Genomic DNA, 15,551 nt, shown 5'->3' with positions numbered 1-15,551 from the left:
AGATCGCCAACCGGAAACGACGGGGCCGCGCCGGTGGGCGACCACCGCGGTTCGATCCGGTCGCCTATAAGGGCCGCAACGTCGTGGAACGCGCTTTCAACAAGGCGAAACACTGGCGCGGTGTCGCTACCCGTTACGACAAACTCGCCTCGACCTACCGCGCCGGAATCGTCATGGCCCTGGCCGTTGAATGGCTGAAACTATTGGGAGACACGACCTAGGCGATCAGTTGACCCTCGTCGAGACGGAGGCGATGGTCGCAGCGTTCGGCCTCATCGGGATCGTGGGTGGCCTGCACGACGGTGATTCCGGTGTCGGCGATCTCGCGCAGCAGGTGGGAGATCTGTTGCCTTGCTTCGATATCCAGGCCGGTTGTCGGTTCGTCGAGTAGGAGCAGCTTCGACTGCTGGGCCAGGGCTTGGGCGAGCATGGCGCGCTGACGTTGGCCGCCGGAAAGAGTGGTGAGTCGGCGGTGGGCGAGATCGGTGATGCCCATGCGGTCGAGGCAGTCGCGGACGATGGCTCGGTCGGTGCGGGTGTGCGGCCGCCATGGGCCGCGCTTCGCCCAGCGGCCCATGGTCACTGTTTCGCGAACGGTGATGGGCAGGGTGTCGGGGACGGCGCTGTGCTGGACGACGAAGGCGGGTGGGTCCGTTCGCGTGATCGTGCCCGCAGCGGGTTCGACAACGCCCGCGATGGTCGCGAGCAGCGTGGATTTGCCGGAACCATTGGGTCCGACCAGCGCGGTGACCCGCCCGGCCGGGATGGTCGCGCTGATATCGCGCAGGACGGTGTGTCGACCGTAGCGGACCGAGACCGCGTCGATTCGGATCGCGGGTTCGCGCATACCTTCACCTCGAAAAGTTGTACTGAAAACCATTTTCATCATAGGGTGTCGGGCCATGGATGTCCTATTCGCCCCGTTCGAGGTGGCCTTCGTGCAGCGGGCGCTGTGGGGCGGGCTACTTGTCTGCGGTATCTGCGCAATCGCGGGCACCTGGGTTGTGGTGCGCGGCATGGCTTTTCTCGGCGACGCCATGTCGCACGGCATGCTTCCCGGCGTGGCGGTCGCCGCACTGCTCGGGGGTGACCTCCTGCTGGGCGCGGCTTGCAGCGCCGCACTCATGGCCGTGGGTGTGACCGCGCTGCAGCGCAATTCGCGATTCGCGGCCGATACCGGCATCGGACTGGTCTTCGTCGGCATGCTGGCGGCCGGGGTGATCGTGGTCTCGCGGTCGCGCTCGTTCGCGGTGGACCTCACCGGATATCTGTTCGGCGATGTACTCGCGATCCGGGATCGAGACCTGGTGATTCTCTTGGCGGCCTTGATGATTGGCGTAGTGGTCGCGGTGGTGGGCCATCGGGCGTTTGTGGCGCTGACCTTCGATCCGCGCCTCGCGCACACTCTCGGCCTGCGTCCCCGGTGGGCGCGGCTAGCGCTGCTCGGCCTGCTGACGCTGGCGATCGTCGCCTCCTTCCATGTCGCAGGGACGCTGCTGGTCTTCGGTCTGCTCATCGCTCCGCCTGCCGCGGCGCTCTACTGGGCCGACCGGATTCCGGTGATCATGCTGCTCGCGGCGCTGTTCGGCGGGCTGTCGACGGTTGGCGGACTGATCGTGTCCTGGTATGCGGGGACGGCGGCGGGAGCCACGATCGTGGCGGTCGCGGTCGGGATCTTCCTCCTCTCGGCGGCGCTGTCGTGGCTGCGTGAGCGCGGCTCGCCCGCAGGTGTTCAGGCGCTGGTCGCGGTACTGGCATTGCTGTTGCCGTTGGCCGGATGTGGTTCGGACACAGGCGATCCCGTCGAGCATCCGCACGGATATGTCGCGGGCGCCGAGGAGGTCGACGCGCCCAGGACACGGCTGGTCGTCGCCGATGGGACCGCGGTGCGCGTGCTGGATCTGATTCGTGGCGAGACGATCTATCAGGGCAGTTCGCGGGCCATGGACGTGCGCGGCGACGATCGGTACGGATACCTCGATACCGGAAGCGGTGTGCGGATCGTCGACGGGGGTGCGTGGACCGTCGATCACGGCGATCACATGCACTATTACCGCACCGCCGCAAAGGACGTCGGGACATTCGATGGGGCTGGACCGCTCGCGGCGCACAGCGATCCCGCCGTGACCGCGATCCGCACCCGGTCCGGCACCGCGATACTCGATCGGGCCGCACTGGATTCCGGTCGGATCGCGCAGCGCGCCGTGATCGACGGGCTCGCCGCGCCATACGCCGAACATCTTGCCGCCGTGGACAATGCGGGTCGCGCGCAGATTCGCGACCGCGACGGCAAACCGGTGACTTCCTTTTCCGAGACCTGTCCTGCCGCCCGCGGTTTCGCGGTGACCCGGCGCGGGCTCGTCTTCGGTTGCGCGGACGGAGCATTGCTGGTGACCTCGTCGGAAGGCCACTTCGATGCCGCGAAAATCAACTATCCCGAGCAGGTTTCCGACGCCGACCGCGCCACCGAATTCCGGCACCGCCCCGGTGCCACCACAGTTGTCGCCCGTGCCGGAAACCGTGGCGCTTGGGTGCTCGATATCCGCGCACGGACCTGGCATCTGCTCGAAATCGGCCCGATCGTCGCCGCCAACACCGCAGGCGAGGGTGCCGCCCTGCTCGCGCTGACCGCCGATGGTGTGCTGCACGCCCACGATATCGCGACCGGCACGGAGCGGACCCGAACACCCGTACTGGCGCAGCCGATCGCGGACGGACCCGCGCCGGTGATCGAAATCGACAGCGGCCGAGCCTATATCAACGATCCGGCAGGTCGCGCGGTCCACGAGATCGACTACCGCGACAACCTGCGCCGCGCCCGCACCTTCGATCTCGATATCGCTGCGCGCTACCTGGTGGAGACCGGCCGATGAGACTGCTGCTGCGCCTGTGCGCGTTCCTGCTGCTGATCCCGGCGGCCGCCTGCGTCGACCATCGCGACGAGCGCCCCGAAATCGTCGTCACCACCAATATTCTCGGCGATGTCGTGCACAGCCTTGTTGGCAGCCTCGCACAGGTCACGGTGCTCATGCCGCCCAATGCCGACCCGCATCAATTCGCCGTCTCGGCCCGCACGGCCGCCCGTATCGAACGCGCCGCCCTGCTGGTGCACAACGGTCTCGGTCTCGAGGAGGGCATCACGCGCCACGTCCGCGCCGCCGAAGAACACGGGGTGCCGACGCTCGCCGTCGGCGAGCAGGTGGATCCGATTCGCTACACAGGCACCGACCGCCCCGATCCGCACTTCTGGACCGATCCCGCGCGCATGCGCCGCGCCGCCGCCGTCATCGCCGACCGGGTGGCAGGCATCGCAGATATCGACGCGAATGCGGTGCGCGCCAATGCCGATCGGTACCTGGCCGAGCTGGATCGGCTCGACGGGTGGATGGGCGAGCAGTTGCGGACCATTGTCGAGCCGCGCCGCAAACTCGTCACCAATCACCATGTCTTCGGCTATCTGGCAAGGCGTTTCGGCTTCGATGTCCTCGGCGCGATCATTCCCGGCGGCGCGACCCTGGCCTCGCCCAGCGCCGCCGATCTCGCGGACCTCGCCGAAACCGTCCGCACGGCAGGCGTTCCCGCCATCTTCGCCGATTCCTCCCAGCCCGACCGACTCGCCCGCGTCTTGGCCGAACAGGCCGGAGTGCATGTGAGAGTCGTCGCGCTGCACTCGGAATCGCTCACCGATTCGGGCGGTGACGCCCCGACCTACCTCGCCATGATGCGCGCGAATACCGCCGCCATCGTGTGCGGCCTGACCTGACCTCATCGAGAATGGAGCAGCACATGCGATTACCGTCCCGCCGGGTTCGAGCCCTCGGCCTGACCCTTGCCGCGCTGGCGCTCAGCGCCTGCGGTCGCACCGAGCACACCGCGATCGCCGATCCGATCGCGATCACCTACGACGGCGGAATCTACCTGCTGGACGGGCGAAACCTCGCGGTGACCGACCGAATCAAGCTGGCCGGATTCAACCGGGTCAGCGCGGCGGGCGACGACCGCCACATCATTGTCTCCACCAAGGACGGCTTCCGCGCCCTCGACGCGGTGCGCGCGGCCATGACCGATATCGCCTATCCGGCCGAGAAACCGGGCCATGTGGTCCGCCATGCCGGACGCACCGTACTTTTCGCCGACGGCACGGGCGAGGTCACCATTGTCGATCCGCATGACTTGGGCGGGACGAAGCAGACCTATCGGACGGCGTCGCCGCATCACGGCGTGGCGGTGCGGCTGGCCAATGGTGATCTTGTCGTCACCCTCGGTACCGACGAGAAACGTACCGGTGTCCAGGTGCTCGACAGTGCGCGGCGGGAAATCGCGCGTAGTGAGGATTGCCCTGGTGTCCATGGTGAATCGGTCGTGCAAGGGGAGACGGTTGTCATCGGCTGCGAGAACGGCGCACTGATCTACCGGGCGGGAGCCCTGACCAAGGTTGCCGGTCCGACCCCGTACAGCCGCATCGGCACCCAGGCGGGCAGCGATGCCTCACCGATCGCCCTCGGCGACCTGAAGCAGGATCGCGACGCCGAACTGGAACGCCCGCAACAGGTTTCGCTCATCGACACCCGCGAGGGCCGCATTCGCACGGTCCCGCTCGGCACCAGCTACACCTTCCGCTCGTTGGCCAGGGGACCGCAGGGGGAAGGCCTGGTGCTCGGCACCGACGGCCGCATCCACGTCATCGACCCGATAGCCGGGAAGGTGGTGCGCACGATCCCGGTCATCGCCCCGTGGGAGGAGCCGCTGCGTTGGCAGGAGCCGCGACCGGCCCTGTTCGCCCGCGGCGGTGACCTCTACGTCACCGATACCGCCGCCAAGAAGGTGCATCGCGTCGATCTGAACAGCGGCGCGATCACCGCCACCGCCGAACTGCCGCAAACCCCGAACGAACTGAGCGGTGTAGTCGAGCACTGATCGGTGATGAATTCCGGGCTGCCGTGCCGTCGGCACCGATAGGGATGTCAAGAACCTCGCCCAGAGGACGGTGACCCTGGTGACGGATCCGGAGCAGGTGGCGGCAGTCGCGGCTCGATACGGTGCCACCGGCCGGCCCGCCCGCGTGGACGACACGGGGCAGGCCCTCACCGCCGAATTCGGTCCGCCTTCGGCCGGTCCGTCCCCGTGGCACGTCGACGTCTCGACCCTCACGCGGCGAGCGCTGTCGCCACCGTCGAGCCCGGCGGTGCGACCCGCCGGCAGTTCTGAGCTAGCGCGCGGATCGATGGCGCAACCGGTTCGATGTCACACCGAACGACGGCGCATGGGATAGCGGCTACTGGTCCAGCGCGTCGATCACCGCGTCGAGGGTGGCCGCCGCCGCCCGCGCCGCGCGCTCCGGATCCCCGGCGCGAATGGCGGTGAGCAGCGCGTAGTGGGCGGCGTGATCCCACGCGGGCAACCGGTCGGCCCGCAACTGCTCGCGCATACCGGCGGCGACCACACCATCCAATCCCCGATAGAGCTCGATGAGCGCGGCATTGTGCGATGCGGCCACCACGGCGGCGTGGAAGGCGACACCGGCATCGATCCCGGCTTCCGCATCCGTCATCGCCTCGCCGCGCAACTTCCAGGCCGACTCGATTCGCTCCAGATCCGCGGCATCGCGCCGGGTCGCGGCGGCCCGCGCCGCCGCCACCTCCAGTGCGCGCCGCGCCACCAGCACATCGTGCGGATCGGTGCCGGCCAGCCGCCGCAGCACCATACCCTCCATATCGGTGCGGGCGGTGACGTACACCCCATCACCGTGTCGAATCTCGAGCACCCCGGCGTGGGCGAGCGCCCGCACCGCCTCGCGCATGGTATTGCGCGCCACGCCGAGCATCTCCTGCAATTGCGGTTCCGGCGGAATCCGGGATCCCACCGGCCGGCGTCCGGCGGCGATCTCCTCGAGGATCGCCTCGGCGACCCTCTCAACCCGTGAGGGCGATCGATCTTTCCGCATACCACTACTCCCGGACGGTCAATGAGTGCCCGCGTCAGGGTAGTGCGGTGAACTCTTCAGAACGTCGCCGGGAGGTCGTACTCGTCGGACGAGTCGCGCAAAAGTATCGGTGCCTGCCGGATCCGGTGGGCGAAAACAGAATTCGCGAGGAGCCGTGCCCAGAGGTGAACTATCGGGTCGTATCAGCGGTGTGGTGGTTCGCCGGTGACAATGTGGTCGGCGTGGTTGAAACCTTCGCGGACGAGGCGGGTCAGGTGGCCGTCTCGAATGCGGTAGATGATGCGACGGCCATCGCGGCGGGTGTCGACAAGACCGGTGAAGCGGAGTTTGGCCAGGTGCTGGCTGACGGCCGTGCGGGATGCGCCGCAGGCTTCGGTGAGTGCGGTGACATCGGATTCGCTCTCGGCCAGCAGCCACAGGATATGCAGGCGGGTGGGGTCGGCGAGCATGCGGAAGGCGGCGGTGGCGGCTTCGAGTCTGGCCTGGTCGGGGGCGATGCGATGGACCAGGCTCGGCGGGTCGTTCGCCTCGGCCTTCACCATGGTCACCGCCTTTGTGCCGGAACCGCCCCCCGCTGGGACGGTGTGGTCGCGGGCCACGCCTTGGCGGCCGTCGCTGCGGCAAGTGTAGCGAGCACCGCGAGGGTGATCGCCGCGGCGAGTTGTCCCGATGCCGCGCCGACCCAGCCCGCGATCGGATAGGTGAGCAGGAAGCAGGCATGGGACAGGGAGAACTGCGCCGCGAACACCGCGGGCCTGATCTGCGGATCCGACTGGGCGTTGAGCAGTCGAGCCGAGAGGGTGTTGATCATCGACGTGCCCGCGCCCAGCAATATCCAGGTGGCGGTGAGCGCGCCCCAATTCGATCCGGCCGGACCGGCCGCCGCGAGCAGTCCGAGGGGGAGTAGCGCCGCACCGGTGAGCATCAGGGTGCGGTCGGCGATGAACGTCACCAGCCGAGGGATGGCCAATGCCGCGATCATCGAGCCGCCGCCGAAGCAGCCGAGGGCGAGCGCGACATCGGTCGGCGAGCCGCCGAGCATGTCACGCACGTAGACAACGGTATTCACCAGGACCAGCGCGGTCGCCGCCGCGACCCCGAGATTCATGGCCAGCAGGCCGCGCAGCACCGGCCGCTCGAACATGAACCGCGCGCCGCGCGTAATCCGTTGCGGCAGTGGCACGGACCGCTGCACCCGAACGGCGGGCAACGCGGTGGTGATCACCAAACCGGCTGAAGCGAGGAATCCCATCGCGGTGCCGACGAACAGCAGGTGATAGCTCATCACCGCCAACAACCCCGCCGCCAATACCGGACTCACCAGCGACTCCATGTCATAGGCCAGTCGCGACAGCGATAACGCCGCCGTGTACTCCGTCTCGTCTGCGACGATGGCCGGAATCACCGCCTGGAAGGCGGGCGTGAACGTCGCCGAGGCGGCCTGCAAGGCGAAGATCAGCACATAGACCTGCCACACCTGCCCCACGAACGGCAATACCACCGCCACCCCCGCGCGAATCGCATCCGCCCCCACCAGCACCACCCGTCGTGGCGCCCGCTCCGCCAGCGCCGAAACCACCGGCGCCACCGCGACATACGCCACCATCTTGATCGCCAGCGCGGTCCCCAGCACGGCTCCCGCGTCGCGCCCCGCCAGCCCGAAAGCCAGCAACCCCAATGCGACGGTCAGCAGCCCGGTCCCCACCAAAGCGACCACCTGCGCTCCGAACAACCGCCGGTACGTCCGATTCCGCAGCACCCCGACCACCACAACCTCCAGTCCTCGCCGACGCACCCAATATAGGTCAATAGGTGCGCAGTTGTGAACATGTTGGAAGGGTGTCCCGTCGCCCAACGTGCCGCTGGACCACGGGACGAAGCCGCGACCGGCGCGATAGCGGCGGAATTGCGTGCGAGCCGAGGGTCGATACTGTTTCGCATGATCGAATTTCCCCGCCTGCTCATCGCACCCCAGTGGCAAGGATCGGCGGCCGACAGCGCCGGGTTGCTGCCCGCAGGCGCGCATCGACTCGCGACGCTGTTCTCCGCCGCGCAGGCGACTGCCGCCGAGGTCGATTCGGCCCCGAGCGCACTGCGCGCCGGGGTGCGCAATCTGGATGCTCTCATCGCGGCGCGCGCCGCGATCACCCGCAGCTTGGCGGACTGGGGTGCGCAGCCCCTACTGACCCTGGGAGGTGACTGCGGGATCGAGCAGGCCCCGATCGCGCGAGCGCTGGCGCGGCACGGCGATGGCCTCGCCGTCGTCTGGTTGGACGCGCACGCCGACCTCAACACCCCCGAATCCTCGCCGTCCGGTGCGTTTCACGGCATGGTGCTGCGCAGTCTGCTCGGCGACGGCCCCGCCGAACTGCGACCGGATCATCGGCTCAACTCCGACCGGGTGGTGCTCGCCGGGGTCAGGTCGGTGGATCCGGCCGAGGCGGAGTTCATCGCCGCCAACGGGATTCGCCGCCTCTCGGTGGCCGAATTGGCCGATTCGGAGCGGCTTGTCGCCGCCGTCGCGGCCACCGGGGCCCGCGCGGTATACATTCATCTCGATCTGGATGTTCTCGATCCGGCGCACCTGGGCGGACTTTCGTTTCCGGAACCCGATGGTGCGAGTCCCGACGATATTCGTGCGGCACTGGACGCGCTCGCGACCGAATTCCGAATCGCAGGGCTCGGAATCACCGAGTACGCGCCCGGCCCCACCGTCGCCGCGGACGATGCGGTGCTGCGGGCGATGCTGGGCATGACGAAGCACTGAGATGGCTTGCGTCGCAGCCGCGTCGGAATATGTCCGCCAGGGGTTGCCGGGAAGTCCCTCTGGTCGGTTTCTTCGAAGAGTAACAGCAGGTAACGGGTTTCACTTCCGGAGTGGCGAAATCGGTGGGTGCCGCTAGTATCTGCGCATTCGGGCAGATACTCAGGTAGTGGGGCTCCATTGGTGAAAAGTGTTATCGGCGAGGCGTATTCGGTATCCGTCGCGCGGCGTCGGTCGGCCTCGGGTCGGCGCGCGGCCACCCTCGCGACCCTGCTGGCCTGGGCGGCCGAACACAATCCCGACGGCATCGCGGTACGCGAGGGTGAGCGTGCGCTCAGCTATCGCGAACTGGATGCGCGCTCATCGCAATTGGCGCGCGTTCTGCTGGCGCGCGGCGCGGGTCCGGAGACGATGGTGGCGGTCGCGTTGCCGCGCTCGCTGTCCTCGATCGTCGCGGTATGGGCGGTGGCCAAATCCGGCGCCGCCTTCGTCCCGCTCGATCCGGGATTCCCGGCCGCGCGCCTTGCCTTCCACCTCGCCGACGCGAATATCGCGCTGGGCGTGACCGATCGGGGCTCCCGCGCGGCGCTCCCGGATACGGCGACGTGGCTGGTAGTCGACGAACCGGAGACGGTGGCGGCCATGGACCTCGCCTCGGCCGATCCGATCTGGTATCGGGATCGGCCCGTGTCGCTGCGGGTCTCGAATATCGCCTACCTGATCTACACCTCGGGGTCGACCGGGATGCCGAAGGGTGTCGCGGTCACCCACGCCGGGCTCGGCGCGCTCTGCGGCGAGCTGCGCTCCCGCTACGGCGTCACCGCCGAGTCCCATGTACTGCATTGCGCCTCGCCGAGTTTCGACGCTGCCATCCTGGAGTTGCTGCTGGCGGTCGGCGCGTCGGCCACCTTGGTGATCGCGCCCCGGGAGGTCTTCGGCGGCGCGGAACTGGCGGAACTGCTTGTCGGACAGGGAGTCACCCACGCCTTTCTCACACCGTCGGTGCTGGCCACGGTCGAACCCGCCGGATTGGCGGCGCTGCGGGTGCTGCTGGTCGGCGGCGAAGCCTGCCCGCCCGGTTTGGTTCCGCGCTGGGCGACCGGTGGGCGGTACTTCGGAAACGCCTACGGACCGACCGAATCCACCATCGCCGCCACACTGAGCGGACCGCTGGACGGTGAGCGGGTCACCATTGGCGCGCCCGTACCGGAGACCCGCTGCCGAGTGCTGGACGCGCGCCTGCGTCCGGTGGGCGCGGGCGTCGCGGGTGAGCTGTACATCTGCGGACCCGCGATCGCCAGGGGCTATCACGGCAGACCAGGACTCACCGCGCTGCGCTTCCTGCCCGATCCGTATGGGCCGCCGGGCAGTCGGGTCTATCGCTCCGGAGACCTGGTGCGCCTCGATGCCGATGGCGAGCTCGAATATCGTGGGCGCACCGATGATCAGGTGCAGATTCGGGGCGTGCGTATCGAGTTGGGCGAGATAAACGCGGTCCTCACCGCGCAGCCGGGTGTCCGGCTGGCGGTGACGGTGGACCGCGAATCCGCGTCGGGCGCGCCAACGTTGCTCTCCTTCGTACAGCCCGAGCCCGATCAGCACCCGCAGGTATGCGATTTGACGGCTGCCCTGGCCGCCGCGCTGCCCGCCTACCTGCGGCCCTCGTCGATCGTTGTGCTGGAGCGGATTCCGCTGACACCCACCGGCAAGGTCGACCGGCAGGCGCTGCGGGCGCACCGGGAGACGCCGTGCGAGTACCTGCCGCCGACCGATCCCGGACAGGCCATGGTGGCGGCCGCGTTCGCCGAAGTGCTCGGGCAGCGGCCCGGCGCGGATGCGGACTTCTTTGCCTCGGGCGGGAATTCGCTGCTGGCCACGCGGGCGGCGGTGCTGCTGGGACGATCGTGGGGTGCGCGAATCCCGGTGCGGCTGATCTTCGACCATCCGACGGTGGCCGGGCTCGCGGCCGCACTGAAGGCCGGACGGTTCGACGCGCTGCGCCTGCCGTTGCAGGCACAGGACCGCCCCGAACGCATACCGCTTTCGCCCGCGCAGTTGCGGTTCTGGCTGCGCAACCGGTTCGACACCGTTTCCTCGGTCGACAATATCGGGTTCGCGCTGCGACTTTCGGATCTGGACGTACCTGCCCTGCGCGCCGCCCTGCTCGATACGGTCACCCGACACGAGGCGCTGCGCACCCGCTATCCGGCCGACGCCGACGGACCGTTCCAGCTCATCATCGATCCCGACAGGCTCGCCGACGAATTCGCTGTCGAGGAGGTCGCCGCAGCGGCCGTTGTCGAGCGGGTGCACGCGGTGCTGCGGCGCGGATTCGATGTCGCCGAACAGATTCCGCTGCGGGTCCGGCTGCTGCGCACCGGTCCGAACTACATTCTCGTCTGCGCGATGCACCACATCTGCGCCGATGGCTCCTCGCTGGCCCCGCTGGCCCGCGATGTCGGCATCGCGTACGCGGCGCGGTGCGCGGGCACGGCGCCGGAGTGGATCCCGACGCAGGTGCAGTACGCGGATTACGCGCTGTGGCAACGCGACCTGCTCGGCGCGCGCGAGGATCCGGATTCGCTGCTGTCGCGGCAACTCGACTACTGGACCACCGAATTGGCCGGGCTCCCCGACGAACTCGATCTGCCTGCCGACCGTCCCCGACCGGCCACCGCCTCGTTGCGCGGCGCGGGCGTGGAGGGCACGGTGTCCTCGGAGCTGCACGCGGGTCTGCTCGCGCTGGCGGGCGCGCGGCGGGCCACACTGTTCATGGTGATGCGCACGGCGCTCGCGGTGCTGTTGGCCCGGTTGTCGGGAGCTACGGATATCGCAATCGGCGTGCCGATGACCAACCGTGACGAACCCGCGCTGGTGGATGTGGTCGGCATGTTCGTCAACACCACCGTCTCGCGCACCGCGATCGATCCGCGCGAGAGCTTCGCGGCGCTGCTCGACCGCACCCGCGAACGGGATCTGGCCAACTTCGCGAATTCGGATGTGCCGTTCGAACATGTCGTCGACGCGGTCAACCCGGTGCGCTCACCCGGCCGTCATCCGCTGTACCAGGTCGGATTCGCCTTCCAGAATTTCGCCAGGGCGCGACTGGAGTTGACCGGATCGCACCTGGCGATGGTCGACGTCGATGCCGATACGGTGAAGACGGACCTGCACATCGGGGTGTCCGAACTACCCGGCGCGGACGAACCGGCCGAGATCCTGGTCCGATTCGGTTACAGCACCGACCTTTTCGACGCGGACACCGTGCGCCGCTTCATCGCGGGCTACCTGCGGGTGCTCGAGCAGGTGGCGGCCGATCCCGCCATCGCGGTCGGCGATCTCGACCTGCTGGACGCGCCGCAGCGGCGGCAGCTCGAAACCTGGTCGGCCGGACCCGAATTCACGGCATCCAACGGCAGGCTCACCGACGCTATCGGCACGTGGGCCGCGCGGACCCCGGATGCCGTCGCGGTGCGCTGCGGTGCGGCCGTTCTGACCTACGCGCAGCTCTGCGATCGGGGCAATCGGCTGGCGCGCTGGTTGATTCGCCAGGGCGTCGGACCCGAGACGGTGGTGGCCGTGGCCATGCGACGCTCGGTCGCGCAGGTGCTCGCGCTGTACGCGATCAGCGCGGCGGGCGGGGCCTGGGTGCCGTTGGATCCGACCCATCCTGCCGAACGCAACGGGTATGTGCTCGATTCGGCCCGTGCACTGTGCGTGCTGACCGTGCGGGCGGATGCGGCGCTGGTGCCGGGGGCGCACGCCATCGACACCTTGGATCTCGCGCCGTTCGATGCGTCGCCGATCGGGGATGCCGAACGCACCGCGCCGCTGCGCGGGGGACATCCGGCGTACGTCATCTACACCTCCGGGTCCACCGGGCGGCCCAAAGGTGTTGTGGTCGAGCACGATGCGATCGTCAACCAGCTCGACTGGATGGCCCGGCACTACGGCGTGACGGCCGAGGACGTCTACTTGCAGAAGACGCCCGCGACCTTCGATGTCGCGCTGTGGGGCTACTTCCTGCCGCTGCGCGCCGGAGGCAGGTTGATCCTGGCCGGACCGGATGATCATCGCGATCCGCGCGCGCTGGGTCGGGCGATCGGTCGCCACGGCGTGACGCTCACCGATTTCGTGCCGTCGATGCTGACGGTGTTTGCTTCGGCGGCGTTCTCGACCGAATTGGCCTCGCTGCGCGCGATATTCGTCATCGGTGAGGCATTGCCACCCGAGACGGTGGCGGCTTTCGCCGGGGTCGGCGGCGCGCGGGTGCACAACCTGTACGGTCCTACCGAGGCGGCGGTGAGCATCACCGGATATATGGTGCCGGCCGCGACCGCGGCCAGGGTGCCGATCGGTATGCCGCAGGGGAATTCGGTCTGCCATGTGCTCGATGCCCGCTTGCGGCCGGTGCCGCTCGGCGCGGTGGGGGAGTTGTATCTGGGCGGTGTTCAGTTGGCGCGCGGGTATCACGGTGCGCCCGGCAGGACTGCGGATCGGTTCGTGGCCGACCCCTGCGGCGGCGGGCGGATGTATCGGACCGGGGACCTGGTGCGGTGGACCACCGAGGGCGCGTTGGACTATCTGGGGCGCACCGACTTTCAGGTGAAGGTGCGCGGGCACCGGATCGAACTCGGCGAGATCGAGACCGCGCTGCTGGCCGATCCGGCGGTGGCGCAGGCGGCCGTCGCGGTCAAACCCTCGGCGGTGGGGGACCGGTTGGTGGCGTACGCGGTGGCCGTGCCCGGTGTTGTCCTGGATCCGGATGCGGTGCGGCAGGGCGTCTCCCGGATACTGCCGGGCTATATGGTGCCCGCCGCCGTGGTGGTGCTCGCGGCGCTTCCGGTCAATACCAGCGGGAAACTCGATCGGTCCGCGCTGCCGGAACCGATCTTCGCGGCGCGGGCCACGATCGCGCCGTCGACCGAATTGGAGCGGGTCGTCGCCGAGGTGTTCGGCGAGGTGCTCGACGTGGCGGTGGTCGGGGCCACCGACGACTTCTATGAGCTCGGCGGGTCGTCGCTGCTGGCTTTCACCCTGTGCCAGCGTCTTTCGGTGCGCTTGCGGCGGGAGGTGCCGCTGTCGGCGCTACTCGGCAGTCCGACTGTCGGCGGTATCGCGGGATACCTCTGCGGTGCCGCGACGCGGGTCGAGCCCGCGACCCCCGGTCCGGATGCCGTGCTCGATCCGGATATCGACCCGACGGTGTGCGCGCCGGTGCGCGGCGGCGCGTTCGGCGATGTACTCCTGACCGGCGGCACGGGATTCCTCGGCGCGCACCTGCTCGACGAACTGCTGACCCGGACCGATGCTCGCATTCGGTGCCTGGTGCGGGCTTGCGACGAGACGGAAGGCCTGGCCCGAATCCAACGGGCGTTGCATCGATTCCGACTGTCCGAGGCGGCGGCGGATCGCGTCGCGATCGTCCTCGGTGATCTGGTCGAACCCCGTCTGGGGCTGAGCGAGCACGGCTATGCCGAACTGGTGGAATCCGTCGACGCGATCTACCACTGCGGCGCGCGGGTCAACCATGTCGACCCGTACCCCAGGCTGCGGGCGGCCAATGTCGAGGGCACACGGGAGTTGTTGCGCTTGGCCACGACCCACCGGGCCAAGGCATTCCACTTCATCTCCACCATCGGTGCGAGCGTCCCCAATACGCCGATCACCGGCGAGATCGACGAGGACACGCACCTGCGTGCCGATCAGGTCCAGGACAATGGCTACATTGCCTCGAAGTGGGCCGCCGAGGAGTTGGTCCGACAGGCCGCCGCGCGCGGGCTGCCCGCCACGATCTACCGGCCCGGCACCCTCTGCGGCGATCTCGAACGCGGCGTGAACAGCGAGGACGATTCGTTCTGGAATATGATCCGCGCCGCCGCCACGCTGGGCATGGCCCCCGATGTCGGCGACGCGTCGATGGCGCTGGTGCCGGTCGGCTATGTGGCGCGGGCGATCGTCGCCATCGCCACGGACGACCCGACCTGCGCCGCGTATCATCTGGTGACTCCCGCGCCGACCTCGGTCGCCGCGGTATTCGCCGCCCTGCGCGAGCACGGCTATCCGATCGAGACGGTCGATCTCGACACGGCCCGGACCCGCCTGGAACAGGAATCGGCGGGCCGCGCCGCCGCCGGTGACGATTCCTCGATCCGCGCGGCGCTGCTGAGCCGCACCGCCGCGGCCCTGGCCGGTCATTTCGACTGGTCGGACACCAATGTGCGGAAGGCCCTCGCAGGCACCGATATCGAATGTCCCGCGATCGACCGTGCCGCCCTCGACCGGTACATCGCGCAATTCGCCGCCACCGGATTCCTCCCGGCGCCGGTAGCGGTCGCCCCGTCCTGAAATTCGACGCGCCGCCGGATCGGCTGGTCACGTGATACGCGGTCGAGTAGGTTCACCACCCGACAGCGAAGCACGCCCAGCCGTCCGGGGCGGGCGGTCGCGCAGTACTCGGCGACACAGGAGGCTTCCCATGATCACCGGCCTGCACACCATCCTCTACAGCACCGATCCCGATGCGGACCGCCGGTTCTTCCGCGATGTGCTCGGCTTCCCGGCCACCGATGTGGGCGCGGGCTGGCTCATCTTCCAGATGCCGCCCGCCGATCTCGGCGTGCACCCCATCGAGTCCGGCAGCGCCCACGAACTCCATCTGATCTGCGACGACCTGGCCGCCACCATGGCCGAGTTGGCCGCGCGCGGTGTGGATTTCACCCGTGACCCGACCATGCAGAGCTGGGGTGTCAGTACCGCCATTCGCCTGCCGGGCGGCGGCGAACTCGGCCTCTATGAACCCCGCTACCCACCCCTGGGTGTCACTCGGCTCTGACAGCATGT

11 protein-coding genes are annotated in these 15,551 nt (G+C 68.7%); 7 read left to right on the top strand and 4 right to left on the bottom strand.

The window, feature by feature from the left end:
* Positions 1-221: transposase (locus D5S18_RS21690; protein WP_158607758.1), on the top strand; the 221-nt coding region annotated here is incomplete at its 5' end.
* Here the strand turns inward: D5S18_RS21690 and aztA are convergent.
* Positions 218-847 carry a zinc ABC transporter ATP-binding protein AztA gene (gene aztA, locus D5S18_RS21685; protein WP_120042847.1) on the bottom strand — a complete coding sequence of 210 codons (630 nt, stop codon included), beginning with the start codon at positions 845-847 and terminating at the stop codon, positions 218-220. The two genes, D5S18_RS21690 and aztA, sit on opposite strands and share 4 nt — an antisense overlap.
* 55 nt (positions 848-902) lie before the next feature.
* Between aztA and aztB the strand changes: the two genes are divergently transcribed.
* The 3 genes from aztB to aztD are packed head-to-tail and all read left to right on the top strand — an operon-like array spanning position 903 to position 4,917.
* Complete coding sequence (gene aztB / locus D5S18_RS21680) at positions 903-2,873, top strand: zinc ABC transporter permease AztB (protein ID WP_120042846.1); 1,971 nt, start codon at positions 903-905, stop codon at positions 2,871-2,873.
* Positions 2,870-3,763, top strand: coding sequence for a zinc ABC transporter substrate-binding protein AztC (gene aztC, locus D5S18_RS21675; RefSeq protein ID WP_120042845.1), 894 nt, complete (start codon positions 2,870-2,872; stop codon positions 3,761-3,763). Before aztB ends, aztC begins: the two co-directional genes overlap by 4 nt.
* A 23-nt stretch (positions 3,764-3,786) precedes the next feature.
* Positions 3,787-4,917: a zinc metallochaperone AztD gene (gene aztD / locus D5S18_RS21670; RefSeq protein WP_120042933.1), complete on the top strand. Its 1,131-nt coding sequence runs from the start codon at positions 3,787-3,789 to the stop codon at positions 4,915-4,917.
* Positions 4,918-5,275: 358 nt separating this feature from the next.
* On the opposite strand, the gene D5S18_RS21660 is transcribed toward aztD, so the two are convergent.
* The 3 genes from D5S18_RS21660 to D5S18_RS21650 all read right to left on the bottom strand — a co-directional run bounded on the left by D5S18_RS21660 (position 5,276) and on the right by D5S18_RS21650 (position 7,703).
* Positions 5,276-5,944, bottom strand: a complete 669-nt coding sequence (locus D5S18_RS21660; protein ID WP_120042844.1) for a FadR/GntR family transcriptional regulator — start codon at positions 5,942-5,944, stop codon at positions 5,276-5,278.
* Positions 5,945-6,126: 182 nt separating this feature from the next.
* Complete coding sequence (locus D5S18_RS21655; RefSeq protein WP_203236838.1) at positions 6,127-6,486, bottom strand: ArsR/SmtB family transcription factor; 360 nt, start codon at positions 6,484-6,486, stop codon at positions 6,127-6,129.
* Between the two features lie 2 nt (positions 6,487-6,488).
* Positions 6,489-7,703: an MFS transporter gene (locus D5S18_RS21650; protein WP_439651156.1), complete on the bottom strand. Its 1,215-nt coding sequence runs from the start codon at positions 7,701-7,703 to the stop codon at positions 6,489-6,491.
* A gap of 180 nt (positions 7,704-7,883) precedes the next feature.
* On the opposite strand from D5S18_RS21650, the gene D5S18_RS21645 reads away from it, so the two are divergent.
* The 3 genes from D5S18_RS21645 to D5S18_RS21635 all read left to right on the top strand — a co-directional run bounded on the left by D5S18_RS21645 (position 7,884) and on the right by D5S18_RS21635 (position 15,543).
* Positions 7,884-8,711 (top strand): arginase family protein, encoded by an 828-nt coding sequence (locus tag D5S18_RS21645; RefSeq protein ID WP_120042843.1) that lies wholly within the window; start codon positions 7,884-7,886, stop codon positions 8,709-8,711.
* A 180-nt stretch (positions 8,712-8,891) separates the two neighbouring features.
* Positions 8,892-15,056, top strand: coding sequence for a non-ribosomal peptide synthetase (locus tag D5S18_RS21640; RefSeq protein ID WP_158607923.1), 6,165 nt, complete (start codon positions 8,892-8,894; stop codon positions 15,054-15,056).
* 130 nt (positions 15,057-15,186) lie between these two features.
* Entirely contained in the window at positions 15,187-15,543 is a 357-nt protein-coding gene (locus D5S18_RS21635; protein WP_120042841.1) for a VOC family protein, read from the top strand.
* Positions 15,544-15,551 lie beyond the last annotated feature (8 nt).

Source organism: Nocardia panacis, from assembly GCF_003598715.1.
Lineage (GTDB): Bacteria > Actinomycetota > Actinomycetes > Mycobacteriales > Mycobacteriaceae > Nocardia > Nocardia panacis.
This window is presented reverse-complemented; position numbering and strand designations above follow the sequence as displayed.